General features: G+C 65.5%; 24 protein-coding genes and 2 tRNA genes. 13 read left to right on the plus strand and 13 right to left on the minus strand.

The window, feature by feature from the left end:
* Nucleotides 1–31 precede the first annotated feature (31 nt).
* Nucleotides 32–184: a hypothetical protein gene (locus HHL13_RS06185; protein ID WP_169554844.1), complete on the minus strand. Its 153-nt coding sequence runs from the start codon at nt 182–184 to the stop codon at nt 32–34.
* A 105-nt stretch (nt 185–289) separates the two neighbouring features.
* Between HHL13_RS06185 and HHL13_RS06190 the strand changes: the two genes are divergently transcribed.
* From HHL13_RS06190 to HHL13_RS06200, 3 genes are all read left to right on the plus strand, one after another.
* Nucleotides 290–1,672 carry a M20/M25/M40 family metallo-hydrolase gene (locus HHL13_RS06190; RefSeq protein WP_169554845.1) on the plus strand — a complete coding sequence of 461 codons (1,383 nt, stop codon included), beginning with the start codon at nt 290–292 and terminating at the stop codon, nt 1,670–1,672.
* A 182-nt stretch (nt 1,673–1,854) separates the two neighbouring features.
* Nucleotides 1,855–2,049, plus strand: a complete 195-nt coding sequence (locus HHL13_RS06195) for a hypothetical protein (RefSeq protein WP_169554846.1) — start codon at nt 1,855–1,857, stop codon at nt 2,047–2,049.
* 242 nt (nt 2,050–2,291) lie between these two features.
* Nucleotides 2,292–2,492, plus strand: a complete 201-nt coding sequence (locus HHL13_RS06200) for a hypothetical protein (protein ID WP_169554847.1) — start codon at nt 2,292–2,294, stop codon at nt 2,490–2,492.
* A 229-nt stretch (nt 2,493–2,721) separates the two neighbouring features.
* Here HHL13_RS06200 and HHL13_RS06205 read toward each other — a convergent pair whose 3' ends face one another.
* The 5 genes from HHL13_RS06205 to HHL13_RS06225 are packed head-to-tail and all read right to left on the minus strand — an operon-like array spanning nt 2,722 to nt 9,944.
* The gene (locus HHL13_RS06205) at nt 2,722–5,220 is read right to left on the minus strand and encodes an ABC transporter permease (RefSeq protein ID WP_169554848.1); all 2,499 of its coding nucleotides are present in this window, start codon (nt 5,218–5,220) and stop codon (nt 2,722–2,724) included.
* Nucleotides 5,221–5,230: 10 nt separating this feature from the next.
* Nucleotides 5,231–7,690 (minus strand): FtsX-like permease family protein, encoded by a 2,460-nt coding sequence (locus HHL13_RS06210; protein ID WP_169554849.1) that lies wholly within the window; start codon nt 7,688–7,690, stop codon nt 5,231–5,233.
* 24 nt (nt 7,691–7,714) lie between these two features.
* Nucleotides 7,715–8,395 (minus strand): ABC transporter ATP-binding protein, encoded by a 681-nt coding sequence (locus HHL13_RS06215; protein WP_169554850.1) that lies wholly within the window; start codon nt 8,393–8,395, stop codon nt 7,715–7,717.
* A gap of 17 nt (nt 8,396–8,412) precedes the next feature.
* Entirely contained in the window at nt 8,413–9,726 is a 1,314-nt protein-coding gene (locus HHL13_RS06220; protein ID WP_240953639.1) for an efflux RND transporter periplasmic adaptor subunit, read from the minus strand.
* Entirely contained in the window at nt 9,723–9,944 is a 222-nt protein-coding gene (locus HHL13_RS06225; protein ID WP_169554851.1) for a hypothetical protein, read from the minus strand. The genes HHL13_RS06220 and HHL13_RS06225 overlap by 4 nt, the downstream gene beginning before the upstream one ends.
* 150 nt (nt 9,945–10,094) lie before the next feature.
* On the opposite strand from HHL13_RS06225, the gene HHL13_RS06230 reads away from it, so the two are divergent.
* The 4 genes from HHL13_RS06230 to HHL13_RS06245 all read left to right on the plus strand — a co-directional run bounded on the left by HHL13_RS06230 (nt 10,095) and on the right by HHL13_RS06245 (nt 13,046).
* Complete coding sequence (locus HHL13_RS06230) at nt 10,095–11,486, plus strand: sigma-54 dependent transcriptional regulator (protein ID WP_169554852.1); 1,392 nt, start codon at nt 10,095–10,097, stop codon at nt 11,484–11,486.
* A complete protein-coding gene (locus tag HHL13_RS06235; protein WP_169554853.1) occupies nt 11,476–12,792 on the plus strand; it encodes an ATP-binding protein in 1,317 nt (438 codons plus the stop codon). The genes HHL13_RS06230 and HHL13_RS06235 overlap by 11 nt, the downstream gene beginning before the upstream one ends.
* Nucleotides 12,793–12,843: 51 nt before the next feature.
* Nucleotides 12,844–12,920, plus strand: a tRNA-Pro gene (locus tag HHL13_RS06240).
* A gap of 49 nt (nt 12,921–12,969) precedes the next feature.
* Nucleotides 12,970–13,046, plus strand: a tRNA-Ile gene (locus HHL13_RS06245).
* Here the strand turns inward: HHL13_RS06245 and HHL13_RS06250 are convergent.
* Together HHL13_RS06250 and HHL13_RS06255 are read right to left on the minus strand one after the other, a co-directional pair.
* On the minus strand, nt 13,025–14,011 hold the full coding sequence (locus HHL13_RS06250) for a polysaccharide deacetylase family protein (RefSeq protein WP_346775485.1): 987 nt from the start codon (nt 14,009–14,011) through the stop codon (nt 13,025–13,027). The two genes, HHL13_RS06245 and HHL13_RS06250, sit on opposite strands and share 22 nt — an antisense overlap.
* Nucleotides 14,012–14,061: 50 nt before the next feature.
* A complete protein-coding gene (locus HHL13_RS06255) occupies nt 14,062–16,182 on the minus strand; it encodes a HAMP domain-containing histidine kinase (RefSeq protein WP_240953640.1) in 2,121 nt (706 codons plus the stop codon).
* Between the two features lie 269 nt (nt 16,183–16,451).
* Between HHL13_RS06255 and HHL13_RS06260 the strand changes: the two genes are divergently transcribed.
* Nucleotides 16,452–16,916, plus strand: coding sequence for an Lrp/AsnC family transcriptional regulator (locus HHL13_RS06260; protein ID WP_169554855.1), 465 nt, complete (start codon nt 16,452–16,454; stop codon nt 16,914–16,916).
* Between the two features lie 77 nt (nt 16,917–16,993).
* Here HHL13_RS06260 and HHL13_RS06265 read toward each other — a convergent pair whose 3' ends face one another.
* Nucleotides 16,994–18,253: a hypothetical protein gene (locus tag HHL13_RS06265; RefSeq protein ID WP_169554856.1), complete on the minus strand. Its 1,260-nt coding sequence runs from the start codon at nt 18,251–18,253 to the stop codon at nt 16,994–16,996.
* 200 nt (nt 18,254–18,453) lie between these two features.
* Here HHL13_RS06265 and HHL13_RS06270 point away from each other — a divergent pair, with 200 nt between their 5' ends.
* The 3 genes from HHL13_RS06270 to gyrA all read left to right on the plus strand — a co-directional run bounded on the left by HHL13_RS06270 (nt 18,454) and on the right by gyrA (nt 22,539).
* Nucleotides 18,454–19,062, plus strand: a complete 609-nt coding sequence (locus HHL13_RS06270; protein WP_169554857.1) for a hypothetical protein — start codon at nt 18,454–18,456, stop codon at nt 19,060–19,062.
* 22 nt (nt 19,063–19,084) lie between these two features.
* Complete coding sequence (locus HHL13_RS06275; protein WP_169554858.1) at nt 19,085–19,684, plus strand: hypothetical protein; 600 nt, start codon at nt 19,085–19,087, stop codon at nt 19,682–19,684.
* Between the two features lie 119 nt (nt 19,685–19,803).
* Nucleotides 19,804–22,539: a DNA gyrase subunit A gene (gyrA, locus tag HHL13_RS06280; RefSeq protein WP_169554859.1), complete on the plus strand. Its 2,736-nt coding sequence runs from the start codon at nt 19,804–19,806 to the stop codon at nt 22,537–22,539.
* A 125-nt stretch (nt 22,540–22,664) separates the two neighbouring features.
* Here gyrA and HHL13_RS06285 read toward each other — a convergent pair whose 3' ends face one another.
* Nucleotides 22,665–23,174, minus strand: coding sequence for a hypothetical protein (locus HHL13_RS06285; RefSeq protein WP_169554860.1), 510 nt, complete (start codon nt 23,172–23,174; stop codon nt 22,665–22,667).
* Nucleotides 23,175–23,278: 104 nt separating this feature from the next.
* Between HHL13_RS06285 and HHL13_RS06290 the strand changes: the two genes are divergently transcribed.
* Nucleotides 23,279–23,623 (plus strand): DUF952 domain-containing protein, encoded by a 345-nt coding sequence (locus HHL13_RS06290; RefSeq protein WP_169554861.1) that lies wholly within the window; start codon nt 23,279–23,281, stop codon nt 23,621–23,623.
* Here the strand turns inward: HHL13_RS06290 and HHL13_RS06295 are convergent.
* Nucleotides 23,613–24,212, minus strand: coding sequence for a LysE family translocator (locus HHL13_RS06295; RefSeq protein WP_169554862.1), 600 nt, complete (start codon nt 24,210–24,212; stop codon nt 23,613–23,615). The genes HHL13_RS06290 and HHL13_RS06295 overlap by 11 nt on opposite strands.
* A gap of 78 nt (nt 24,213–24,290) precedes the next feature.
* Between HHL13_RS06295 and HHL13_RS06300 the strand changes: the two genes are divergently transcribed.
* Nucleotides 24,291–24,743 carry an Lrp/AsnC family transcriptional regulator gene (locus tag HHL13_RS06300; protein ID WP_169554863.1) on the plus strand — a complete coding sequence of 151 codons (453 nt, stop codon included), beginning with the start codon at nt 24,291–24,293 and terminating at the stop codon, nt 24,741–24,743.
* A gap of 4 nt (nt 24,744–24,747) precedes the next feature.
* On the opposite strand, the gene HHL13_RS06305 is transcribed toward HHL13_RS06300, so the two are convergent.
* Both HHL13_RS06305 and HHL13_RS06310 read right to left on the minus strand, forming a co-directional pair.
* Nucleotides 24,748–25,182, minus strand: coding sequence for a DUF488 domain-containing protein (locus HHL13_RS06305; protein ID WP_169554864.1), 435 nt, complete (start codon nt 25,180–25,182; stop codon nt 24,748–24,750).
* Nucleotides 25,179–25,805: a lysoplasmalogenase gene (locus HHL13_RS06310; RefSeq protein WP_169554865.1), complete on the minus strand. Its 627-nt coding sequence runs from the start codon at nt 25,803–25,805 to the stop codon at nt 25,179–25,181. Before HHL13_RS06310 ends, HHL13_RS06305 begins: the two co-directional genes overlap by 4 nt.
* Nucleotides 25,806–25,810 lie beyond the last annotated feature (5 nt).

Genomic DNA, 25,810 nt, shown 5'->3' on the forward strand with positions numbered 1-25,810 from the left:
GCAGGAAAGTTGGCCGCGATGTAGCGACGGGTCAGCCGATTGGCAACGCGGACGCGCGAGGATGCCCGGTGCCCGTGTCGATCTCGAGCATACGCATGCCCGGACGCACCGGCGCGCGCAACGCGGTGTCATAGGCGTGGTTGCGCACAAGATCGCGGTCGATCTCGAAATGCCCGTTCGGCACGCCGTCGCCCAGGAACGCCGGATCTCCGCCGCGAGGCGCGAGTTGACGGGCATCTGGCGGGACTTAACGGGTGACGCTCCGATCCGGCGGCGATATGCAGGGGCAATGCTGAAAACGATCCTCGCCGCGACGGCCCTCGCCTTCTCCCTTTCCGCTCCGCTCTGCGCATTTGCCCAGACCTCGCCCGCCGAACTGCGCGACGCCGCGCTGAAGGACGATTACGCCTGGGACATCACCGAGGGGCTGACCACCGAGATCGGGCCCCGCCTGGCCGGGACCGAAGCCGAAGCGCGCGCCCGTGACTGGGCGGTGAAGAAGCTCAAGGCGATGGGATTCCAGAACGTTCGGATCGAGACGTACATGATGCCGGTATGGGTGCGCGGGGAAGAGAAGGCAGCGATCGTTTCGCCCTTTCCGCAGCCGCTGATCCTCACCGCGCTGGGCAATTCGGGCTCGACGGGTCCCAAGGGTATCGAAGCCGAGATCGTCTATTTCCCGACCTTCGCCGACCTGCAGGCCGCGCCCGAGGGCAGCCTGAAGGGGAAGATCGCCTTCGTCAGCCACGCCATGCATGCGACGCAGGACGGATCGTCCTACGGCCCGTTCGGACAGGTGCGCCGCGCCGGCCCGGCCGCCGCCGCGAAGAAGGGTGCCGTCGCGATCCTCATCCGCTCGATCGGCACCGACTATCACCGCAATCCGCACGCCGGCGGCACCAGCTGGCCCGAGGGCGTGAAGCCCATTCCCGCAGCCGCGCTGTCGCTGCCCGATTCGGAGCAGCTCGAGCGCGTGATCAAGCGCGGCCAGCCGGTGCGTGTCCGCTTGCTGCTGACCCCTGAATTCGTCGGCCAGCGCGAATCGGGCAACGTCATCGCCGAAGTGCCGGGCAGCGATCCCGACGCCGGGATCGTGCTGATCGGCGGCCACCTCGACAGCTGGGACCTGGGCACCGGCGCGTTCGACGACGCGGCCGGCGTGGCGATCACCGCCGCCGCCGCGAAGCGGGTGATGGACGCGGGCCAGCCGCGCCGCACGATCCGCGTGGTGTGGTTCGGCGCGGAGGAAGTCGGCATCTTCGGCGGCAGGGCCTATGCCGAAGCGCACAAGGGCGACAAACATGTGCTGGCGGCCGAATCCGATTTCGGCGCGGACCGGATCTGGAAGTTCGACGTGAACCTCCCGGCAAGCGCCGCGCCGGTCGCCGACCGTCTGGCGACGGCACTTGCCCCGCTGGGCATCACGCGCGGCCGCGACATCGCCGGGGATGGCGCCGATGTCGGTCCGATCATGCGCACCGGTGTCGCCGCGATCGATCTGGCCCAGACCGGGACACGCTATTTCGACCTGCACCACACGCCGGACGATACGCTGGACAAGATCGACCCGGAACAGCTGCGCCAGAATGTCGCGGCATGGACGGCGATGCTGGCGATCGTCGCCAATGCGCCGGAGGATATCGGCCCCGTCACGCCCCGCCCGGGGCTCTGAAACCGCGCCAAGGAAGACCCGAGGCGGACTCGTGGCGTAAATTGGGCAAAAATATGTCCAATTCTGCCTGCTGGGCTCAATTTACGATTGACCCTATGGCGCGGTGCGGTATGCAATCACCCGTCACGCCATAGGGTTTAAGCCTGGGGGGTGGTGACTGGGTTTGCATTGGGAGCTATTAAATGAAGAAGATCCTCATCGTCGCGGCTTCGGCCGGTCTGCTGTCGCTCGCCGCTTGCGGTGGCGCCACCAACAACACCACCGAAGCCAACACCGTCGAGGCGAACGTTTCGGACTACGACACCAACACCGTCGAGAACGAAGTGCTTCCGGTCGAGAACGTCGTGGAAGAGAACACCACGGGCAACACGCTCTAATCGCCTTCCCGCTCCTCGCGAGCCGGGAACGATCAGGGGGCGTCCTTCGGGGCGCCCCTTTTGCGTTGTAAGTCGTTCATTTTGCAGTGCGGAAGACGCACTTTGCGACGGAGCGAGGCAATCGCCCCATTCCGGCCATCGAATTGCAATTGACGCAGGCGTAACGACCGTTATTGCATCGGACTTCGCGTCGGCATTCGGGCCGGCCGCGAAACTTGAACGTTTCCATTGGGAGCAATGAAATGAAGAAGGTCCTCATTGTTGCTGCTGCCGCCGGCCTGATGACTCTCGCCGCCTGCCAGCCGACCGCCACCAACAACACCACCGTCGTCGAGAACACGGTTGTCGAGAACGTCGTCGACATCGACGTCGTCTCGAACACCACCGTCGACAACGCGGTTGCACCGGTCGAAGCCAACGTCACCGAAGGCAACACCATGTAATCGGCTTCCCGGCGCTTCGGTGCCGGGATTTGCGATGCACGAAGGGCGCCCCTCACGGGGCGCCCTTTTCGTTTGCGTGAAGAAAATCCTCCCCCTCGCGAGGGAGGGTTTGGAACAAGGGTCCGTCCGGGATCCGCCAACTTGAGGCAGGTGGCGAGCGAATCCCGGACGGAAGGCGCGATCGGCGGGGGATTCAGGGTCTGCCCGCCGATCGGCTGTTCCGGACTTCCTATTCGTAGCGCAGGGCGTTGATCGGATTGGCGCGCGCCACGCGGAAGGCATGAGCGCCGATCGTGCCGACCGCGATGCAGAGCGCGAGAACGCCGGCGATCAGGAACGGCACCGGTCCCAGCGTGATCCGCCCGTCAAAGCCGTTGAGCCAGTCGCGCATCACCCACCATGCGACGGGCCATGCAATCAGATTGGCGATCACCACCGGCTTCGAGAATTGCCACACCAGCAGCCTGACAATGTCCCAGGTGCGCGCGCCGAGCACCTTGCGCACCCCGATCTCCTTGGTGCGGCGCTCGGCGGTAAAGGCAGCCAGGCCGAACAGGCCGAGACAGGCGACGATGACCGCCAGCACCGCGAAACCGGCGAAACTCTTGGCGCGTGAATCCTCGGCGCGGTACAGTTCGAGCATCACTTCTTCGCTGAACCTTGCGTTGAACGGCACGTCGGGAACCATCCCCTTCCACATCCGCTCGACATTGGCGCGCACCACCGCCGGATCGCCCTCAAACCGCACGATCATGTGCGATTGTCCGGCGCGGGTCTTGTAAAAGAACAGTGCGTCCTGCGTCTGCCGCACCGAACGGAAGCGGGCATCCTTCATCACGCCGACGATCGTAACCGGCACCAGCCCGAGGCTATTGTCGACCAGCGCCGCGCGCACGGTCTTGCCGACCGCCTCGGCGGGGGTGGCAAAGCCCATCCGCTTCGCCGCGCTTTCATTGACGACGATATTCGCCCCTCGCGCCACCAGCACCCTTTCCTTCTCGAGGTCGGGGTTCAGCGGCAGGGTCATGTCGTCCATCTCGCGCTCGTCGAACCAGCGTCCGGCCAGCAGTTCCAACCCCATCGCGTCCTTCAGACCGATATCGACCGGATAATTGCCCAGCGCGATCGGATCGGGGTTGCCCTGCACCATCACGTTGGTGCCGTTATTGTTGCGGGTCGCAATGCCGATGGCGGTCAGCCCGACAGCCTTGACGCCGGGCAGGCGTGCGGTCTGCGCCGCAATCGCTTCCGCCTTGTCGAACACGGTGTAGCGGTTGAGTTCCTCGACCTGCAGGATGTGATCCCGCTTGTAGCCGGGATCGACCGTGCGCGCGTAAACCGTCTGCGCATAGACCACGATCGTGCACACGATCAGCCCGATCGAAACCGCGAACTGGCCGACCACGAGGATATTGCGCAACCGGCCGGTCCCCCCGGCCTCGGCAGCCGACTTGTTCGCCTTGAGCACCGTTGCAGGCTGGAAGCGCGAGAGGAAGAAGGCGGGATAAATGCCGCTCAGCACCCCGACCGTCAGCATCAGTCCGATGACCGGCAGCAGGATTCCGCCCGCGCCGAAATAGCGGACGGGGATATCCGCCTCGAGGAAGCGGGCAAGGCCCGGCATCAGCAGTTCGACGAACGCCAGCGCGATCAGCATCGCGATCATCGAGATCAGCACCGATTCGGCGATGAACTGGAAGATCAGCTGACGACGCGTCGCGCCCAGCACCTTGCGCAACGCCACTTCGCGGGCGCGCTGGCTGGCGCGGGCGGTGGCGAGGTTGGTGAAGTTGATCACCGCCATGCCGAGGATCAGCAGTGCGATCACTGCAAAGGTCAGGATCGTGCGGCTGTCGTTGCCGGGAGTCATCGCTCCGCCCTGCCCCTGACCCAGATGAATTTCGTGCAGCGGGATCAGCCGCCAGTCCTGCTCGTCGCCAGCATTGAAGCGCGAATCGCCCGCCATTTCGGTGGGGATGTTGCGCTTCTCCCAGGCCGGGAACTGCGCCTCCATCGCCTTCGCATCGGAACCGGGCTTCAACTTGGCCCATACCCAGCCATTCTGGCAGCCCCAGCAATTGAGATTGTTCGACCCGTTGGCGTACCAGCTCTCATAATCGATGCGTGCGATCGTATTGATCCGCATGTGCGAATTGGTCGGCAAGTCGCGCAGCACGCCAGTGATGCGAAAATCGCGCATCTGGCCACGGCTGATCACGGTAAGCGTGCGTCCGATGGCATTCTCGGTGCCGAAGCGGCGTAACGCCTCTGACCGGGTCACCACCGCGCTGTTGGGCTGAGCCAGCGCATTCTGGCTGCCGTGCAACATCGGCAGCGGCACCACCGCGAGGAAATCGTCGTTGGCATAGAGGAAGTTCTGCGCGGTCGAGGCCTGACCGTCCTTCATCACCACCGGTTCGCTCGGCTGAGCATAGACCAGCCGCTCAACCTGCGGAAAATCCTTCTTCAGCGCCGCGGCGCTGGGATAGGGCGACATCTGCAGCTTCGAATTGCCGCCGGTATTGACCGAGGGATCGTACCAGCTCTGGAGCTGATAGACATTCTCACTGTTCTCCAGCCACTTGTCGTAGCTGAACTCATAGCGGACGAAGAGCAGGATCATCAGGCACGCCGCCATGCCGATGGCGAGGCCGAGGATGTTGATCAGCGCGTAGGTGCGGTTCTTCACCAGCGCCCGCACGCCCACGACCAGATAATTGCGCCACATAGTTCGTGTCCTATTCGTAACGAAGTGCGTGAATGGGGTTCATCCGGGCGGCCCGGATCGCCTGTCCCGCGACGGTCGCGACGGCGATTGCGAAAGCGAGGATGCCCGCGACGGCGAAGGGTCCGGGGCCAAGATCGATGCGGGCGTCGAAGGTGTTGAGCCAGTCGCGCATCGCCCACCAGGCGACCGGCCAGGCGATCAGATTGGCGATGACCACCGGCTTCGAGAATTGCCACACCAGCAGCCGCACGATGTCGCGCACGCGCGCGCCCACCACCTTGCGGATACCGATCTCCTTCGTGCGCCGCTGGGTGGCGAAGGCAGCCAGGCTGTAGAGGCCCAGGCAGGCGATCAGGATCGCGAGACCAGAGAAGCCCGCAAAGAGCAGGGTCCGTGCGCGATCCGCAGCGTAGAGTTCGCGGACGATATCGTCGGCGAAGCGCGCTTCGAACGGAATCTCGGGCTCGAACCTGCGCCAGACCTTGTTCAGCGCCGCCATGACTTCGCCGGGGCGCGCATTGGTATAGCGGACGAGCACCTGGCTGGTACGCGCGGGATCATAGACATAGACGATCGGTTCGATCGCATCGCGCGCCGTGCGGAACCGCGTATCCTCGACCACCCCCACGATCGTCGACGGGACCATCACCCAGCCATCGAACGCGATCTGCACCGGCTTGCCCAGCGCCGCCTGTGGCGTGCGATAGCCGAACCTGGCCGCGGCGGTGCGATTGACCACCACGTTGATCCCGCGTGCGGCAAGTTCGGGAGGCGCAGCGCCGGTGATCCGGTCGGTAGCGAAGCGATCGCCGAGCAGGCGGCCGGCAAGCAGATGAATGTCCATCGTCTGAAGGAAATCGGCGTCGATGCCGAAAATCCCCATCGAGAGATACTCCGTCGCGCCGGGCGCGCGCATCAGCCGCACCGACTTGTCGGTGGAGGCGAGCCCCAGCCCGGTCCGGCCGGTACCGGTGACGCCCGGGATCGCAAGCATCTCCTTGCGCGCGGCCTCATATTCGGACCCCTGAGTGAAGCGCCAGGCATTGGCGATCTGCACCAGACCGTCGCGGCGATAGCCGGGGTCCACGGTTTCGACGAAGCGCGTCTGCGACCAGATGATCGACGTGCTGGCGATCAGCCCGATGGCGATCGCGAACTGGACCACGACAAGCGCGGCGCGGAGGCGTCCGCTACCCGGCGTCTCGGCTGAGGCGCGATTGGCCCCGCGCAGCACCGCGGCGGGATTGAACCGGCTGAGATAGAAAGCCGGATAGAGACCGCCCGCCAGCGCGGTGACTGCGAACAGCCCGAGCGCCGGCAGCGCCATGCCGCGCTCGCCCAGATACGCCATCTGCAGGTCGGCCTCGAGCATATGCGCGATCCACGGCGTCGCCAGTTCGGCGGCGCTCAGCCCGATCAGCATCGCGGCGGCGGAAATCAGCACGCTTTCGCCGAAAAACTGGACGAACAGCTGGCCACGCGTCGCTCCGAGCACCTTGCGCAGCGCCACTTCGCGCGCGCGCTGGACGGCCCGCGCAGTGGTCAGGTTGACGAAGTTCATCACCGCCATACCGAGCGTCAGCAAGGCGATGATCGCGAAGGTGGCAAGCGAGCGTGGATCGCCGCCGGGCCGCATCGCCGCTTCCTGCGCCGCGCCCAGATGGACGTCGCCCAGCGAAACCAGCTGGAAGTCGAGGATATCGGACATCGCCGCCGGCTTGCCGCCGATCATTTCGGGCGGGATCGCGCGCTTTTCCCAGGCGGGGAGCGCGGCATTGATCGCCACGGCACTGGCACCGGGGCGCAGCTTCACGAAATGCTGCTGATTGATATTGCCCCAGCCGCGATACTGGATCTGCGCCAGATCCTGGCGGAACAGAACGCCCAGCTTCAGACTGGTGTTGCGCGGCAGATCACGCAGCACGCCGGTGACGCGATAGTCGCGCTTGCCGTCGCCAGCGCCGAGGCTCAGCAGCTTGCCCAGCGCGTTGGCGGTGCCGAACTGGCGAACCGCCTCGCTCTCGGTCAGCACGATCGAGTTGGTGTCGGGCAATGCAGTTGCCGCCGAGCCCTGCGCGAAGGGCAGCGCGAAGACCTTGAAAAAGGCGTCGTCCACGGTGGTCGCGTCGAGGAACATCGGCTGGCCGCTACGCTCGGTGACGGTCTTTCCCGAAGCGACCGAAGTCAGCGCCTCGATCTGCGGAAACCCGCCGGGCAGCAGATCGTGCAAGGGGAACGGGCTTGCCTGCGTCTGCAGGACCGGCTGGCCAGGGGGACGGATCGTCGACTGGATCTGATACATGCGCCCGTGATCGGGCAGCCAGCTATCATAGCTCTGCTCGTAGCGGACATAGCCCAGGATTATCAGGCACCCCGCCAGCCCCAGCGCGAGCCCGCCGATGTTGATCGCGGCATAGGCACGATTGAGCGTCAGCCGCCGGAGCGTCATCATCAGCGTATTGCGCCACATGGCCCGATCCTCCCTTTGCTTGCCTCAGGCCGCGCGGCGGCGTTCCTGCAGGATGCGGCCATCGAGCATGTTGACGACGCGGGTCGCGTAGTCGGCATGGCTTGGCGAGTGGGTGACCATGACGATGGTCGATCCTTCGGCGTTAAGCTGCTGGATCATCTTCATCACTTCTTCGCCATGCTGGGTGTCGAGATTGCCGGTCGGTTCGTCGGCGAGGATCAGCTTGGGCTCGGCCACCAGCGCGCGCGCCACCGCGACGCGCTGCTGCTGCCCGCCCGAAAGCTGGCTCGGGCGATGCTTGGCGCGGTGGGCGATGCCGACACGGTCCATCACTTCATCGGCGCGGCGCTTGCGCTCCGAGGCGGAGACGTCGTGATAGAGCAGAGCCAGCTCGACATTCTCGCGAACAGACAGCTCGTCGACCAGATTGAAGCTCTGGAAGATGAAGCCGATATTGGCTTTGCGCGTGTCGGAGAGCTTGCTTTCGCTCAGGCCGGCCACCTCCTGGCCATTGAAGACGTACGAACCGCCCGAGGGGCTGTCGAGCATCCCGATCAGGTTGAGCAACGTCGATTTGCCGCAGCCGGACGGGCCCATGATGGCGACGAATTCGCCCTGTTCGATATCGAGATCGATCCCGTCGATCGCGGTCGTCTCGACCATGTCGGTGCGATAGACGCGGGAGAGATTGCGCATGTGAAGCATCGTAGGTCCTCCGTGGATCAGTTCGTGGTCAGGTCGAGCCGATCCTTGTCGGCGAACCCGGTATAGGGGCTGGTGATGACGCGCTCGCCGGGATCGAGCCCGTCCAGCACTTCGATGAAATCGGTGTTGCGGCGGCCGAGCCGGACCTGACGCTTCACCGCGCTGCGCCCGTCGGGCGAGACGACGAATACCCAGGAACCACCGGTCTCGTTGTAGAAGGCGCCGTTGGGGATCAGCCGCGCCGGGGCGGGATCGCCGAGCGTCAGCTTCGCCTGAAGCGTCTGCCCGCGCTGGAGATTGGCGGGCTCGTCGCCGACGAACTGGAGATCGACTTCGAACTGGCCGTTCTGCACCTGCGGATAAATCTTCGTGACGCGCACCTTGAAGCGCTTGCCGCCCGCCTCGACTTCGGCCTGCTGGCCGATCTGGATGCGGCCGAGATAGAATTCGTCGACGCCGGCGATCAGCTTGTTGCGGCCCGGCGAGTCGATCTGGCCGACGCGCTCGCCGCGCTGGAGCGACTGGCCGACCTGCACCGAAAAGCCCGAGAGCTTGCCCGCGACCGGCGCGCGAAGCTGAAGCGCGTCGAGATTGGCGCGGGCGATGGTCAGGCCCGAACGCATCGACTTGGCGGCCTGCTGCTGCTGCGAATACTGGCTGCCCTGCAACCGCTCGTCGCTCGCCTGCCCCCGCTGGAGCGCGGCGAGGCGGCGGCGCTGATAGGCATATTCGTCTTCGGTATCGGCGAACTGGCGGCCGGAGACGAAGCCGCGCTGGGCGAGCGGCTTTTCGCGCTCATATTGGCGGCGCGCGCGCTGGACGGCGAGTTCGGCTTCGAGGATCGCACGCTCGTTCGACAGGCGCGTCTGGGCAAGCAGCAATTCCTGGCTGCGCATATTGTTGATCTGCTGCTCGACTTCGGTCTGGCGGGCGAGCGTCGAAAGCTGGAGCTCTGCGTTGGAAAGAACCGCGATCGGCTGGCCTTTCTCCACCGTCGCGCCGTCCTCGACCAGCATCGTCTCCACCCGGCCGCCCTCTACCGCGTCGATATAGACGGTGAGCAGTGGGGTGACGCGGGCACGCAGCGGAATGAAATCGTCGAACGTTCCCTGCTTGACCTGCGAGATGGTCATGCGGCTGGCTTCCACCGTCTGGCTGTTGCCGCGCGGGGCGAACCACAGGAACAGACCGGCAGCGAGGACCAGCAGCACGACGCCGGCACCGATCTTCCACTTCATCGGGATCGTGCGGTGCTCGACGACGCGATCCATCCCGCTGCCGGACACTGCTCCGCCCGGTTCCGCCTGACGCTTGAGGTTGAGCACGCTCATGCGAGCAGGCCCCCACAACTGTCCGATTTCGAACAGGACTGTCCGATATCGAACGCAATCCGAACGAAAGCGGCCTTGAGTTCGAACTTCACGCCATCGTTGTTGACAGCGAGCTGGAGGCCGGCGGACTGCGAGCTGAAGGTGGTCGCTGCGAAGAGCGCGGCCGCCAGCAACAGCACCGTCCGTCCCCACATCCTGATATTCGGTCCGCCTTGCATGATCTTCCTCCGCAGCCGCTTGCGTGCTGTCGGGAACGGTAAAAGCATGAGGCGTGCCAAACGGGGTTTTGCAGGGAAGATGGGCGTCCACGCCGTTCTGGCACGCAAATTGATTGTCCGATTCCGGACAGAGTCTGTACGGGAGCGGACATGAGCGGGACCGAATTCGATCTATGCGTGGTCGTCGACGATGACGACGACATCCTGCTGGCCGCCCGCCTCCTGCTGAAACGGCTGTTCGCGGAAGTGCTGACGGCGCGCTCGCCCGAGGAAGCGATGGCGGGCATGGGATCGCGGGTGCCCGACGTGGTGCTGCTCGACGCCAATTTCGCGCGCGGCGCGACCGATGCGAAGGAAGGGCTCGCCTGGCTCGACCGGCTGCTGGCGCGCGACCCCGACACGGTAGTGGTGATGATCACCGCCCATGCCGGGGTTCAGGTCGCCGTCGAGGCAATGAAGCATGGCGCAACCGATTTCGTGTCCAAGCCCTGGTCGAACGAGCGGCTGCTGGCCACTGTGCGCACCGCCGCGACGCTGCGCCGGTCACGCGGGGCGGTGGCGACCGAGCGGGCCAAGCTGGTGGTGGCGAGCGCGGCGCCGGGCGATGGCCCTCCCCTGCTCGGCAATTCGCCCGCGATGGCGCGCGTCCATTCGCTGATCGAGCGCGCCGGGCCGACCGACGCGAACGTGCTGATCCTGGGCGAGAACGGCACCGGCAAGGAACTGGTCGCGCGCGCGCTGCACCGCCATTCGCTGCGCGCCGAAAAGCCGATCCTGACGGTCGATCTGGGCGCGGTGTCGCAGGACCTGATCGATTCGGAGCTGTTCGGCCATGTGAAGGGCGCCTTCACCGATGCGCGCAGCGACCGGATCGGGCGGGTGCAGGCAGCCGATGGCGGCACCCTGTTCCTCGACGAAGTCGGCAATCTGCCGCTGCATCTCCAGCCCAAGCTGCTGACCATGCTCGAGCAGCGCCGGGTGACCCCGGTCGGCGCGAACAAGTCGACGCCGGTCGATATCCGGGTGATCGCCGCGACCAATTTGTCGCACACGCGACTGAACGACGAGAGCCATTTCCGCCAGGATCTGCTGTTCCGCCTCAACACCGTCGAGATCGTCCTGCCGCCGCTGCGCGAACGGCGCGAGGACGTGCCCGAACTGGTGAACCATTTCCTCGAACATTATGCCCGCCGCTACGAACGCGAGACACCGCGCGTCTCGGCCGCCGCGATGGCGGCGCTGGTCGCGCATGACTGGCCGGGCAACGTCCGCGCCCTGCGCCACGCGGTGGAACGCGCGGTAATCCTGGGGCGCGGCGGCATGCTGGAAGCCGAGGATTTCTCGCTGAGCACCGGCGGCCCGCGCATCGCGCCCGAAGCGGTGGTTTCGGCCGAACGCGATGACCTCAATCTAGACCGGGTGGAGAAGAAGCTGGTCGAGACCGCGCTGCTCAAGCACGGCTACAACATCTCGCTCGCCGCGAACGAGCTCGGCCTGTCGCGCGCGGCGCTCTATCGCCGCATGGAAAAACATGGGCTCTAACTTCACCGTCCGCCTGCTGCTCCGGCTGCTGCTGGTGCAGATCGCGCTGGTCGGCTTCGCATGGTCGCTGATGACGCCGGGGCTCGGCGCGACGCGGATCATCGCCGGGCTGATCGCGGCCGGCACCTGCTGGCTGCTCTGGGCGCATGTCCAGCGGACCAATTTCGAAGTCGCCCGCTTCGTCGAGGCGCTGCGCTTCGGCGATTATTCGGTGCATTTCGATCGCGGCCCCGGATCGGGCTTCGAAGCGATGGGACAGGCGTTCGATTCGGCGATCCGCAAGCTGCGCGACGAACGGCGGATGGCGAGCGACGAGCTCGGCTTTCTCGAAGCGCTGGTGAACGACACGCCGATCCCCCTGCTGACCGTTGGCGACGAAGGGCGGATCGAGCTGGCGAACAAGGCCGCGCGACGGCTGTTCACCGAGCATCAGGGCCTGACGCCGGACGATTTCCGCATTTATGGCGCCACCTTCGCCGCGCGGCTGGAGATGGATGCGCCGTTGCGCGAGGAAGTGCTGATCCTGACGCTGGGCGGGCGCGCCAAGCGGGCGATCGTGCGCTCCGCGGCGCTGACCCGGCTGAGCGGGCGGGCGCGCGTCGTGATCGTCCAGCCGATCCAGGAAACGCTCAACGCGGTCGAGATGGCGGCGCAGACCGATCTGGTGCGCGTGCTGACCCACGAGATCCTCAATTCGCTGACCCCGGTCACGTCGCTGGCGGCGACGACATCGACCCTGCTTTCGCAGATCGACGACCCCCGGCTCGACGATGCGCGGATCGCTGTCTCGACGCTGGAGCGCCGCGCCGAGGGGCTGGCGCGCTTCATCAACAGCTATCGCAAGGTGGCGAGCGAACCGGTGATCGAACGGCGCAAGTTCGAAGCCGCGCCCTTCGCGGCGGAAATGGCCCGGCTGTTCAAGGCCGAGCGGCCGGACGTGACACTCGACCTGGTGCTGGAGCCGCCCGCCTTCGCGGTGGATGCCGACCCCGATCTGATGGCGCAGGCGATGATCAACCTGCTGCGCAACGCCGGGGAAGCCGCCACCGGGCATTCGCAACACCCGCAGGTACGGCTGGAACTGCGCCGTCTTTCGAGCGGCGAAGTGTCGATCGCGGTGGGCGACAACGGTCCCGGTGTCCCCGAGGAATTGCGCCGCGACGTGTTCCTCCCCTTCTTCACCACTCGCGCGACCGGCACCGGCGTGGGACTCAACCTCGTCCGCCAGATCGTGTTCGCGCATGGCGGCACGATCGAACTGAAGGACGATGCACTGGGTGGCGCGCGGTTCGAGATGTTGATTTGAATGGGTGGGGTTGTACCGCGACGACGAACAGCCTAACGCCCCCTTCCGCGTCGGGGAGTGGCGCAGTCCGGTAGCGCGCCTGCTTTGGGAGCAGGATGTCGCAGGTTCGAATCCTGTCTCCCCGACCATTTGCTTGATTGCTGGCCCGCGCATCCGCTATCGCCGCGTCTCGCTGGGGGGCCTGTAGCTCAATTGGTTAGAGCTGGCCGCTCATAACGGCTAGGTTGCGGGTTCAAGTCCTGCCGGGCCCACCAGCGGCATCCAGCACGTCGCCGAGCGACGCCGGGCGCACGCCCAGCCTTTCCAGCAGGTCGAATATCTCGTCCCACCAGCGATGAAACGCAGCCAGCCCCGCCGCGTCGCGAACATAGGGCGTGTGGCCGGGCTCAACCGAAGGCGAGTGGAACGAGAAATTGAGGACGCGAAGTCCCTCGCCCACCGCGACCCGCACCGCTTCCATCGCTTCGTTCAACGGCATGTCTTCCGGGGTCAGCGAGACGCGCGAGAACAGGCCCAGCCGCGATGCCGCGCCGCGCCCGTGCGGGATTCGGCCCAGCGTGCGGTAGAGGCGCGCGCCGCCGCGGCGCAGCAGGCCGGTGTTGACCGTGGTGAAGGGCAGCTCGATTACCTGACCCATGCGGAACGCATGGTTGGGGATCGCGGAGAAATCGGGGCCCTGCTCGGCGGAATAATCATAGCCCGAACGCATCGAGCTATCGAGGCGATAGCCCTCGGCGGCGAGCAGCGCCGGGGTCGCGCGGCCGATCCCATAACGGCCGGCGCGATAGGCCAGCGGGCGCGCGCCAAAGGCGCGTTCGATCGCTTCGGTCAGTACCCGCAGCTTGGCGGCCTGCAATGCGACGGGAAGATTGGCGGTGAAGCTGTTGGGACCGTTCACTTCCTCCTCGAACGGCGGATTGACCCAGGGGTGAAGCTGGGTCCCGACCGTCGAGCGGCCATCCTCGATGCAGGATCTGAGAATGTCGACCGATCGCGGGCACGTCGCGATGGGATGGTCGATCATATAGTTGAGCGGCACGCCGCAATCCGCGAAACGCCTGTGCGCTGCCGGCAGCGCGTTCATCGCCTGGGTGCCGCGCGCTGCCCTGTCGAGCGGCTTCGACCAGTCGAATTCCTCTTCGGTATCGACGAACACGGTGAAGCGCGTCCCGAATTCGGCCGGCCAGTCGACCAGATCCTCGCGCACGGGTTCAGGCACGCGATACCAGTCCCGGCCCCTCGGCCGGATCGGCGCATCGCCCTCCATGCTCAGCTTAGATGTGCCTGGCCCACTTGCGTGTTTACGGATGCCGGGAGGCGCAAAGTCAAGCTCTCCGGCTCGATCACCAGCGAACCGCCCAACTCGCGCGACAGATTGCGGGCGAGCCGCAGCGCGAAGCCGGTGCCGAGCAGGGTGGCGTCACCAGCCTCGTCATCGATGCCGAGCACCGAATCGCCCGGATAGTCGGACAACGCCTTGGGCCGGTCGAGCGTGATCGCCACGACTTCGTCGGCGTCGAGCGCCATGCGAACGCCGATCCGCTCGCCGGGGCCGCTTGCCGAAACGAGCGTCGCCATCAGCCGGGCGAGCAGCCGCTCGACGGCGCGGCGATCGCCGCTGACCGACAGATCGTCGATCGGCAGCGCGATGCCCGATCCGCGCAGCGCGGCAAGCTGCGCCAGATCGTCGGCGATTCCGGCAAGCACCGGGCGCAACTTGATCGGCGCGGGGACCAGCGACAGCGCCGCACTGTCGATCCGCGCGGCCAGATCGAGATCGTCGATCGCCCCGAGCAGCTCGCGCGCCTGACCGCGGATCACGCTGGCGCGGTCGCGATAGGGATCGGAGACCGGACCCAGCATCTGCGTCTCGATCATCTCGGCAAAGCCGGCGATCGCATTTGTCGGCGTGCGCAGTTCGTGGACGAGCTGGCGCAGCGAATCGGCCGGTGTCGCGGCGGGGACCATCCGGATCGGCTCGGCGCGCTCGTCGATGCGCGGACGGCGAGCGGTGCCGCGATAGCCGGTGAAACGGCCATTGGCCGGATCGAACACGGGGATGGCCGAGATCAGCCAGTCGCCCGAAGCGTCCGATTCGCCTTCGATCGCCATGCGCGCATTGGAAAAACCGGCACGGCGGCGGAATGCGCCGGCGGCGACGCCATCGACGCTCGATCCGCCGGCCGGAGTCGCCTGAAGATCGAGCGAGAGCCCGACGATCGGCGAACGGCTGACGCCGTCGACCCAGCGGACCACGCCCTTGGCGTCGGTTTCGAAGCGGAAATCCCGGGCCGGCTGGATCGGGCGCGACGGACGCGAATCGCCGCCCTCCTCGCGATCCTTCCAGAAGGAATCGAGCCGGGCGACGACATCCGAAATCTGGAACGGCCCTTCGAGCTCGTCGTCACCATCGAAATCTGCAACTTCCTGAATTTCTTCAGGAATAGCAGCCAGCAACATGTCGGGCTCAAGAGTATCGGCAGAGGCCATGAGTGGTTCCTGAGCCGGTTCGGCGGCTTCCGCAATCGGCTCCTCGGCCTTCTCTGCCTCGACTGTCCCGGATTGGATCGCACCCGTTACGGGGAACGCCGCCATCGCGGGCGCGGCCAGCGACGCTGCAACGCCGGCGAGCGCGACGAAGGACAGGTCCTCCTCGATCGCCACCGCCTCCGGAAGCGCGGAAACCGGTGCTTCCTCGACCGGCGGCAGGATCGAATCGAGCCGTGCCATCAACGCGCCCACGCTTTCGGGCGGGGCCGGTGCGGCCGGTTCCGCCGGACCTTCGACGGCTTCCAAAGCGGATTCGATTTCCTCGATCGCCGGATCGGGTTGCGGGGTTTCCTCCACCACGACCGGCAGCGGCTCGACGACGAGCGCTTCAACCGGCGGCGCGGCAGGTTCGACCGAGCGAGCCGCAACGACGTCGGTCCAGTCGATGATCTGTTCGGGCTCAGCCGCTTCCACGGCGGGTTCGGGCTCGGGCGTCAGCGGAATCGCCGGCGTCACATCGTCCGAAGGGACCTCAACGACTTCCTCGACGATCTTCACCGATTCGTCGGGCAGGACGAAATCGATCGGGCCATAGGTTTCGAGCGCGCGGCGCACCATCGGGCTCAGATCGCGGCGATTGCGCAGCACGGCGCGCGATGCGGGCGCGAGTTCGGGCAGCAATTGCACCCATTCGGTGGAAGTCAGGCGCGCGTTGCGCAGCACTGGAAGCGCCACCTGGATCTCGTCCAGCGCAAGCAGGCGGACCAGCGGCGCGGGGGGCGAGGCATATTCGAGGGCACGGGCGCTCGCGGCGCGCACCGAAGCCGGAATCTCGCCGCGCAGGCGGCGCAGCAGCGAGAGCGCGCGGGGATCGGGATAGACGCGTCCGCGCCCAATCAAATCAACAAGTTGGCGCCAGGCCGACTGTTTGCCCACAGGCGTGCCGAGATCCCCCGCAAGTACTGTCTCGAGAGTATCGTCGAAGCGCAACCGGACCACCCCTGATGGCGCCTGAAACGCGCGCCGTAAGGATTCCTTAACCGGTCGCGCAGGGTTGTGAACCACCTCATTTCGGCACGTCGCAATGTGGGACAAATCCGTTGCGTTGTAATAATCTTATGCCTAACCCGGTGTCTCAGCACGAATGGAACGGGGAGTGAGCGCGCGAAATGCGATTCGATGAGATCGACATGCGGATATTAGCGCTGCTCCAGGAAAATGGCCGGATGACGAATGTCGAACTGGCGGAGCGTGTCGGGCTGACCGCCCCGCCCTGCCTGCGCCGCGTCCGCGCGCTGGAGGAAACCGGCGCGATCCAGGGCTATCATGCCGCGCTGGAACCCGCGCAGCTCGGCTACAACCTCACCGTCTTCGCGCTGGTCAGCCTGAAGAGCCAGGCCGAGACCGATCTGCGCGCATTCGAGACGCTGGTCGCGGAAATTCCCGAAGTCCGCGAATGCCATATGCTCAACGGCGAGATCGACTTCATCCTGAAGATCGTCGCGACCGACCTGCCGACCTTCCAGAACATGCTGACCACCCGGCTGACCACCGCGCCCAACGTCGAGCATGTGAAGACCAGCTTCACGATCCGCACGTCGAAGGCGCTGCCGGGCGTGCCCGTTCAGTCCTGAGCCTTCTGAACGGCCTGACATGAAAAAGGGCGGCGCAACGGCCGCCCTTCTCCATTTTATCCAGCCATCGCGCCGGATCAGGCAGTGAGCGGCGGCAGGTCCAGCCAGAGCAGCCAGAACTTGGCGATGTCGGTCAGCGCACCGGCGCCGTTCACCGCGCCGAAGGCGGTCTTGGCCTCTTCCTTGCGGTTCAGGTTCACCAGCGCGACGCCGCGGTGCAGGTTGATCTGGTTGGCATTGCCGTCGCCCTTGGTCAGCGCGACGTCATAGAGCTCCAGCGCGCGGGCCGAATTGCCCGAAGCGAGATAGGCATCGCCGATCGCCGAGAATTCCTTGCCGTTCTTCGCGGCCTTGGCGATCGTCTCGAGCGAGCCTTCGTTGGTCACCGCAGTCTTCGACGCGGTGTAGATGCGGTTGAAATCGGCTTCCGCGGGCGGAATCTTGGTCGCCTTGCGGCCATCGTCGATCACCGCGATCGCTTCCCAGGGAAGACCCGCGAGCTGCGCCGACTGGGCATATTCGAAATAGTCGTTGGTATCGGCCAGGGCTCCCGTGCCGCGCAGCAGGCGGTACAGGTTGATGCGCGCGAACCGGTCACCGCCCTCGCGCGGCAGCGCGTTGCGATAGTTGATGATGATGATCCGCCAGTTCGGAATGGTCGGATAGTCGCGCAGATAGCGGAGCTGCCACTGGGCAGTCGCGGCACGATCGCCGCTGGCCGCTACGCGCGAGGTCGCCCACTTGTACCAGCCTTCGGCCGGGCGCTGGCCCTTGGCCTTCACCGCGTCGATCGCCTTGCCCATTTCGACGACGCCTTCGGGACGGCGGCCGGTCTCGTCATAGATCTGGGCGAGCATCACGGGGATATCCACATCGTCATAGCCGAGCTCGCGCGCCTTGATCAGGAAGGGCGCGGCAGGCGCGCGCTTTCCGGCTTCGAGCGACTGGAAGGTCGCCTGACCGCGATAGAAATTATACGCGCCAAGGCTGGCGGGCGGCGTGCGCGGATTGGCCAGCAGCACGTCGACGGAGGTGATGATGCCCGGACGCGACTGTTTGTGGATTTCGATCGGCAGACGCATGACCGCGGCGAAGAACTTCTCGTCCTCGTTCTGCGCAACGGCTTCCGCGGCGGCGAGTTCGCGCTCGGCGGTCGGCCAGTCCTGAGCCTTCAGCGCCTTCTCGGCGGCAGCGGCGGGCTTGCGGAACGCTTCGCTGACCTTGAGCGGCGGCTGACCCTGGGCCTGCTCTTCCTTCTTCTTCTGCGCCAGCGCCGGCGTCGCGACCAGACCCGCAGACAGGACTGCAGCCATCGCCAGCTTCGAAACCATCTTCATGTAAACACTCTCCTGTACGGATCGCCGCTTCGTCGGGGGACGGCGCACCCTCTAAAGGCCTGCCAGCCTCCGTTCAAGCGCACCGATGTGTCTGGCGGGTGGCAGTCGTCCCGTTAACGTGCATTGAACGAACCGGATCCGCCTTCACACTAGCACGGAACGAAGTTTGCGGCATAGGATGCCGGAAAGGGGAATCATCCATGTTGCTTACGCTCGCCCTGCTTGCCCAGACGCTTACGCCCGATCCCGAGGGTGTGAAGGCGGGGCGGACCTGCGCCGTGGCGGTCACGGCGGCCCGGGGCAGCGAAGCGCCCGGCATGCCCGAGGTCGCGGCCCTGCTCTATTATGTCGCCCAGTCGGTGAAAGCCGAAGGGGGCAACCCTTCGTTTCTGACGCGCGTGAACGAAGTCACCGGCGAATTGCGCAACGAACCCGTACAGACCCAGGCCACGGCGCAGGCCAATCTGGCCGAATGCGACCGCCGCTATCCGCTGGCCCGCAAGGCGGTGCGCGTGACGCTGCCGGCAAAACCGTTCGACCGCGATCTGATGTGCTTCGCCGCGCTGGGCGTCATGATGGGCGCTTCGCAGGGCAAGGAAGAGGATACGGGCGATTCGAGCGACCTGAAGCGATATAAGCCTGCGTTCGACGTCTATACCGCAAGGCTGAGCGGCGACGCGCTCGAAAAGGCCGGACTGACCGGCGAGACCGCGCTGATCGACGCGCTCGGAAAGCAGATCCTGACGTCGCTCGATCTCGGCAATTTCGATTCGATCAGCCAGAGCTGCATCGCACAGGCCGGCAACTGATCGCACGCTCCGGGGGACCATCATGCTTTCGATCCTGCTCGCGTTTTCGGCGCAGACCGCTCCCCTGCCCACTGCCGATCTGGACGCAGCGCTGAACTGCGCCGCCGCGATCCGCGCGTCGGAAACCGCGCCGACTCTCGAAACCGCCATTCCCTCCATGTATTTCGGGATGCTCGCGACGAGCCTCGACAAGGCCGAGGGGGCATTCGCCGAGCGGCTGGTGCAGGCGAGCGGCAAGATACTCGCCGCTTCGCGAACCGTCCGCAACGCGCCGACGGTGATCGCGGAATGCCGCAAGCGCTTCCCCAGGGCGTGGGCGACGGCCGCGAGGCTGCCGCAGGATTCGTATGAGCGCGGCATCCTGTGCACCTTCGTCGCGGGCGGCTATTCCGGGATCGCGCAGGAAACCGGCCGGGCGAGCGGCGATACCCGGGAAGGGACACGCGTTTCGGCGCGCATCGCCTTCTATTCGAGCCTGATCAGCGATGCCGAGTACAACGCGCATGGCGTGCGGACGACGAACGATATCGGGGCCGAATTCGGGCGGGTCATGACCGCGTCGCTGACGCACGGCAATCTGCGCGCACTGTTCAACGCCTGCGAGGCTGCCTACCCCCGTTGATCCCCGGCTCTCGCGTATACGCGCAGGCGCGCGCATACGCGTGTGCGAGGCTTGGCATGTGGTCCCGGCCCCGCTAGAGCCGCCACAACATTGTCACGAACCATCGGAAACCAGAACCCTTGACCGACGAGACCGTCCTCGCGGACCCCTCCGACATTACCCCGATCTCCATCGTCGACGAGATGAAGACCTCGTACCTCGATTACGCGATGAGCGTGATCGTGGCGCGCGCGCTGCCCGACGTTCGTGACGGCCTGAAACCGGTCCATCGCCGCATCCTGCATGCGGCGCAGGAGGGCGGTTATCTTTCGAATCGCCCCTATCGCAAGTCTGCCCGACTGGTCGGTGACGTGATGGGTAAATACCATCCGCACGGCGACAGCTCGATCTACATGGCGATGGCGCGCATGGCGCAGGACTGGTCGATGCGCGTGCCGCTGATCGACGGTCAGGGCAATTTCGGATCGATGGACCCGGATATGCCGGCGGCCATGCGCTACACCGAAGCGCGCCTCGCCAAGGTCGCGACCTATCTGATCGAGGATATCGACAAGGATACGGTCGATTTCATCCCGAACTATGACGGTTCGGAGAGTGAGCCCGCAGTGCTGCCCGCGCGCTTCCCCAATCTGCTGGTCAACGGCGCCGGCGGCATCGCGGTCGGCATGGCGACCAACATCCCGCCGCATAACCTTGGCGAAGTGATCGACGCCTGCCTCGCGTACATCGCCAATGGCGGGATCACGATCGAGGAACTGATGGAAATCGTCCCCGGTCCGGATTTCCCGACCGGCGCGATCATTCTGGGCCGTTCGGGCTGCCGCAACGCCTATCAGAGCGGGCGCGGATCGATCCTCGTTCGCTGCCGCTACGTCACCGAGCAGCGCGGCGAGCGCCGCTCGATCGTGCTGACCGAGATTCCGTTTCAGCAGGGCAAGAATGCACTGGTCGAAAAGATCGCCGAAGCCGCCAAGGACAAGCGGATCGAAGGCATCAGCGACATTCGCGACGAATCGAGCCGCGAAGGCGTGCGCATCGTCATCGACCTGAAGCGCGACGCCACGCCCGACGTGGTGCTCAATCAGCTGTGGCGGAACACCCCGGCGCAGCAGAGCTTCCCGGCGAACATGCTCGCAATCCGCGGCGGCCGCCCCGAACTGCTCAACCTGCGCGACATCATCGAGGCCTTCGTCAAGTTCCGCGAAGAGGTCATAACCCGCCGCTCGAAGTTCGAGCTGGCCAAGGCGCGCGACCGTGCGCACATCTTGCTGGGCCTCGTCGTCGCCGTCACCAATCTCGACGAAGTGGTGCGGATCATCCGCGGTTCGCCGAGCCCGGTCGTCGCCCGCGAACGGCTGCTCGCCCGCGAATGGCCGATCGAAGAGATCGCCGGCTATATCCAGCTGGTCGAGGCGACCGAAACCGCAATCACCGGCGACACCTATCGCCTGTCCGACATCCAGGTCCGCGCGATCCTCGACCTGCGCCTGCACCGCCTCACGGCGCTGGGCCGCGACGAGATCGGCGAGGAACTGGCCAAGCTGGCCGAAGTGATCGCCGAACTGCTCGAGATCCTCGGCAACCGAGCGCGCCTGTACGAAGTGATGGTCGAGGAACTGACGCAGGTCCGCGACCTCTATGCCACCCCGCGCAAGACCGAGATCGCGGGCGCTGTCGACGGGATCGAGGACGAAGACCTGATCGAGCGCGAGGACATGGTCGTCACCGTGACGATGGAAGGCTATATCAAGCGCACTCCGCTCGAAACTTTCCGCGCCCAGCGCCGTGGCGGCAAGGGCCGCGCGGGCATGGCGACCAAGGACGAGGACGTCATCACCAACCTGTTCGTCACCTCGACGCACACGCCGGTGCTGTTCTTCTCGAACCACGGCAAGGTCTATCGCATGAAGGTGTGGAAGCTGCCCGAGGGCGGACCCGCCACTCGCGGACGGCCGATGATCAACCTGCTGCCGCTGGCGGCGGGCGAAGTCATCTCGACCGTGCTGCCGTTGCCCGAGAACGAGGACGAGTGGGGCGCGCTCCACGTCATGTTCGCCACGGCCAAGGGCAATGTCCGCCGCAACTCGATGGACGCGTTCGCGAACATCCGCACCAGCGGCAAGATCGCGATGAAGTTCGAGGAAGGTTCGGACGACCGGCTGATCGGCGTGTCGCTGCTGACCGAGGACGACGACGTGCTGCTCGCCACCCGTCAGGGCAAGGCGATCCGCTTCTCGGCGACCGACGTGCGCGAGTTCCAGAGCCGCGATTCGACCGGCGTGCGCGGTGCGCGGCTGGCCGATGAGGACGAAGTCATCTCGCTGTCGGTGCTGCGTGCGTTCGACGCCACCACCGAAGAGCGCGATGCCTATCTCAAGGCCGCGCCGTGGAAGGATGGCGAGCGCGAGATCACCCTCAGCCCCGAGCGGATGGCCGAATTCACCGCGGCGGAGGAGTTCATCCTCACCATCTGCGCCAACGGCTATGGCAAGCGTTCCTCGGCCTTCGAGTATCGCAAGACCAATCGCGGCGGCCAAGGCATCACCAATATCGACAACCTCAAGCGCAACGGCCCGGTGGTCGCCAGCTTCCCGGCGCATAATGGCGAACAGCTGATGCTGGTCACCGATCAGGCGAAGCTGATCCGCATGAGCGTGGGCGACACGCGCGTGATCGGCCGCAACTCGTCTGGCGTGCGTCTGTTCAACGTGGCCGACAACGAGCATGTCGTCTCGGCCGCGCGGATCGAGGAAAGCGAAGACGAAGCCGAAGCGGATTTGAGCGACGGCCCCGTCGCGGGCGAACCGACGCCGGATGCGAACACCGGCGACGATCTGGCCGAAGGCGAGGCCTGATCCCCCTTAAAACCCCTCCTCTTCAGAGGAGGGGTTGGGGTGGAGGCTATATTCCGGGTTCCAGTCTCTGCGAGGCGATGACTGCCCCCCCAACCCCTCCCCTAAACGGGACCGGCTAGGTCAGATCACTCCTTCCCCGCCCGCACCCGATCGGCGCATTCGGTCAGCGAGATATGCGCCAGACCCTTCATCTGCAGATTGAACGGCCCGAGCTTCAGCCCGTCGGTTTCGATCCGCGCGGTGCGGGCATTCTTCATCAGGTCGAGCACGGGCGGCGAATTTTCGGCGCCGTAACCGCCCCATAGCCGGTCGTTGAACCCGCTGCTGAAGCCGCCCGACCGCGACGGATTGGCCTTCCCGGTATCGAAGATGACGGTGACCGGCACCTTCGCTTCGGGGTCCGCGCTCTGCGCCTTGGGCCATCCATTGACCAGAACGGCCACGCCCATATTCCCGTCGCGAACGCGGTAGCTGAATTCCAGCGTCATCGGCTTGTCGGTGCCCGGTGCGTTCGGCCCCTGGACGCTGAAATAGCAGACGCCGTTGCGCGAATTCTGCGAGAAGTTGACATTCGCACCCTGCGCAAATGCCGGTATCGCAGCAATGAATGCAGCGCCTGCAGCAGCAATCTTCACAAATGATCTGAAGTTCATGGCATTCCCTTTCCTGCCCGTTCATGAAGCTATCGTGCGCGAAACCATCCTTCAAGCTGGCGGGTTGTTCGGCTAGGAGAGCGATCATGGAAACCACCGCCTATAAAATCCTGAGCGATTCCGAGATGGAGGCACTGGAGCATGACGGCGTGTTCGCCGGCGCGCCGGTCGATCTGGCCGATGGCTATGTCCATCTTTCGACCTGCACCCAGCTTCAGGGGACGGTCGACAAGCATTTCGCGGGCCGGCAGGATCTGTGGATCGCGGCGGTCGATCTCGACGCGCTGGGCGATGCGGTGAAGTGGGAAGTGTCGCGCGGCGGCGAATTGTTCCCCCACCTCTATGCTCCGCTGCCGCTGTCGGCGATCACGGCCTATTCGCCGATCCATCGCGAGGAAGACGGCACGGTTCGGCTGCCGGTTACGGGCTGACCACCGTCGGATAGAGCGAAGCGACCAGCAGCCCCGCCATCGTCAGGTTGAACGCGCGCAGCCGCCCGGCATTGCCGAGGAAGCGGCGCATCTGCACGCCCAGCAGCGTCCACAGGCCGACCGAGGGCAGGTTCACCAGCCCGAACACCCCCGCGACGATCAGCAGGCCGATGCGCGGGTCGGTGGGCGGCATGTAGGCCGACAGCGCCGTCAGCGCCATCGTCCACGCCTTGGGATTGACCCACTGGAACAGCGCGGCCTGGACGAAGCTGAGCGGCTTCGCTTCCTTGCCTTCGCGCGCGGCCGGCGGCGGGGCGGTAGCGATCCGCCAGGCCAGCCACAGCAGATAGGCGATGCTGACGATCCGCAGCACCTGATGCGCGAGCGGATAGGCCGCGAAGAGCTGCGCCAGCCCCACCCCGACCAGTACGATCATCGCCACGAAGCCGATCGAGACTCCCATCAGATGGGGCAGCGTGCGGCGGAACCCGAAATTGGTGCCCGACGCCATCAGCATCAGATTGTTCGGCCCCGGCGTGATCGACGAGGCAAGCGCGAAGATGGTGAGCGCGAAAAGTGTGTCGGACATCTGCATCGCGCAATAATATGCGGGTTTTCACCGAATATCCTTGCGTTGTTGCAGCACGAAACGCCAACGCTGCAATCCATGCAGGATTTCGACGCTATCGACCGCAGGATATTGCGCGAACTCAGCGACAATGCGCGGATCACCAACAGCGCGCTGGCGGATCGAGTCGGCTTGTCTCCCTCGGCCTGCCTGCGCCGGGTGAACGAGCTCGAGCGGATCGGGGTGATCCGCGGCTATCGCGCGGTGCTCGATCGCGCGGCGATGGGTATCGGCTTCACCGCCTATGTCGCGGTCGGCCTGTCGCGCCACACCAAGGATCAGCAACTCGGCTTCGAAGCCAGCATCGCGACCGCGCCCGAAGTTCGCGAATGCCACAACGTCACCGGCGCGATCGAATATCTGCTGCGGGTCGAAGCCGCCGATCTGGAAGCCTATAAGCGTTTCCACACCGATGTGCTGGGCGCCCTGCCCCAAGTCTCGACCATCACCTCCTATATCGTGATGGGCTCACCCAAGGACGAGCGCGCCTGAGCGGTCACGCGTAGAGATCGACGATGTCCATCCCCTCGCCCTCCGCCGCCAGCAACAGGGTCCGATGGCAATGCGCGGGATCGCGCTCGTAACAGAGCAGGGCCGACGGCTTCTCGCGCGCCAGTTCGCGCATCTGTGCCGCCTGCACCTGCGCCTCGGGAAGCCCAAGCTGGGTTTCGTACACCGCCTCCAGCGTCGCGACATCGCCCTTCTTGGCGGCGTCGCGGCCGACCTTTGGCGTGCCCAGATCGCGGAGATGGACATAGCCGATCCCTGCGTCCTTCAGACTGGCGGCGAGGATGTTCTTCGAGAAGCCGGGCCGGCGCGACAGCGGCACCGCGCGCACGTCGATCACCTGCTCGACGCCCGCCGCCTTCAGCGCGGCGAGGAACTCGGCCATCGTCGTCTGCTCATAGCCGATGGTGAAAATCCGGGTCATTGTCCCCTCTTCGCAAGCGACGTCACGACGCCCCATGCGATAAACGCCTGACCGGTGAAATAGGTTGGCCATATCAGCAGGCCGGGAATGGCGGAGGTTTTGAGGAAGCCGAGCTTCGAAAAGATCAACAGATCCGAGATCACGAACAACAGTGCGCCGAGCGCAACCAGATCGCGCGGAAAGCGGCTTATCGCCGCCATTCCCGCCATCGCGCCGAGACCTAGTGCATAGACCGCGATGCCCGGCGCATCCGCCCGCGTGTCGGGAATCGCGAAGGAAATCGCCGCAACCGCCACCGCTATGACGATAGCCTGCAACCACGGTCCCTGACGGTTTCGGGCATAGAGCCAGACCGCGACCAGATGCCCGGCGAGAAACGCCACCGCGCCGACGATCAGGCCATGCGTCTCCAGCAACACGTCACCGAGCGCGCCCAGCGCCAGCACCGCCGTGATCAGCCATCCGTCGAGGTTACGCGCCTGGCTCGCCGCCCATAATGCGAGCAGCACCACGCCCGCTCCCTTCCACGCGACCCCGGCCGCGCCGTCGAGCGGAAACCAATGGGTGACGTAGAAGCTGACGCCCGCGATCAGGGCCAGGACGAAGAGGATCGGGTTTCGCATCCGCC

Origin of the sequence: Sphingomonas sp. G-3-2-10, assembly GCF_012927115.1 — a bacterium.
Taxonomy (GTDB): domain Bacteria; phylum Pseudomonadota; class Alphaproteobacteria; order Sphingomonadales; family Sphingomonadaceae; genus Sphingomonas.

Bases quoted from the DNA above. Each gene is read 5' to 3' on its own strand.
- HHL13_RS06200 (WP_169554847.1), top strand. From the start codon at position 2,292: ATGAAGAAGGTCCTCATTGTTGCTGCTGCCGCCGGCCTGATGACTCTC.
- HHL13_RS06235 (WP_169554853.1), top strand. From the start codon at position 11,476: ATGGGCTCTAACTTCACCGTCCGCCTGCTGCTCCGGCTGCTGCTGGTG.
- HHL13_RS06300 (WP_169554863.1), top strand. From the start codon at position 24,291: ATGCAGGATTTCGACGCTATCGACCGCAGGATATTGCGCGAACTCAGC.
- HHL13_RS06260 (WP_169554855.1), top strand. From the start codon at position 16,452: ATGCGATTCGATGAGATCGACATGCGGATATTAGCGCTGCTCCAGGAA.
- HHL13_RS06210 (WP_169554849.1), bottom strand. From the start codon at position 7,690: ATGTGGCGCAATACGCTGATGATGACGCTCCGGCGGCTGACGCTCAAT.
- HHL13_RS06295 (WP_169554862.1), bottom strand. From the start codon at position 24,212: ATGTCCGACACACTTTTCGCGCTCACCATCTTCGCGCTTGCCTCGTCG.
- HHL13_RS06190 (WP_169554845.1), top strand. From the start codon at position 290: ATGCTGAAAACGATCCTCGCCGCGACGGCCCTCGCCTTCTCCCTTTCC.
- HHL13_RS06270 (WP_169554857.1), top strand. From the start codon at position 18,454: ATGTTGCTTACGCTCGCCCTGCTTGCCCAGACGCTTACGCCCGATCCC.
- HHL13_RS06195 (WP_169554846.1), top strand. From the start codon at position 1,855: ATGAAGAAGATCCTCATCGTCGCGGCTTCGGCCGGTCTGCTGTCGCTC.
- HHL13_RS06205 (WP_169554848.1), bottom strand. From the start codon at position 5,220: ATGTGGCGCAATTATCTGGTCGTGGGCGTGCGGGCGCTGGTGAAGAAC.
- HHL13_RS06220 (WP_240953639.1), bottom strand. From the start codon at position 9,726: ATGAGCGTGCTCAACCTCAAGCGTCAGGCGGAACCGGGCGGAGCAGTG.
- HHL13_RS06310 (WP_169554865.1), bottom strand. From the start codon at position 25,805: ATGCGAAACCCGATCCTCTTCGTCCTGGCCCTGATCGCGGGCGTCAGC.
- HHL13_RS06275 (WP_169554858.1), top strand. From the start codon at position 19,085: ATGCTTTCGATCCTGCTCGCGTTTTCGGCGCAGACCGCTCCCCTGCCC.
- HHL13_RS06230 (WP_169554852.1), top strand. From the start codon at position 10,095: ATGAGCGGGACCGAATTCGATCTATGCGTGGTCGTCGACGATGACGAC.
- HHL13_RS06305 (WP_169554864.1), bottom strand. From the start codon at position 25,182: ATGACCCGGATTTTCACCATCGGCTATGAGCAGACGACGATGGCCGAG.
- HHL13_RS06215 (WP_169554850.1), bottom strand. From the start codon at position 8,395: ATGCTTCACATGCGCAATCTCTCCCGCGTCTATCGCACCGACATGGTC.
- HHL13_RS06225 (WP_169554851.1), bottom strand. From the start codon at position 9,944: ATGCAAGGCGGACCGAATATCAGGATGTGGGGACGGACGGTGCTGTTG.
- HHL13_RS06265 (WP_169554856.1), bottom strand. From the start codon at position 18,253: ATGAAGATGGTTTCGAAGCTGGCGATGGCTGCAGTCCTGTCTGCGGGT.
- HHL13_RS06290 (WP_169554861.1), top strand. From the start codon at position 23,279: ATGGAAACCACCGCCTATAAAATCCTGAGCGATTCCGAGATGGAGGCA.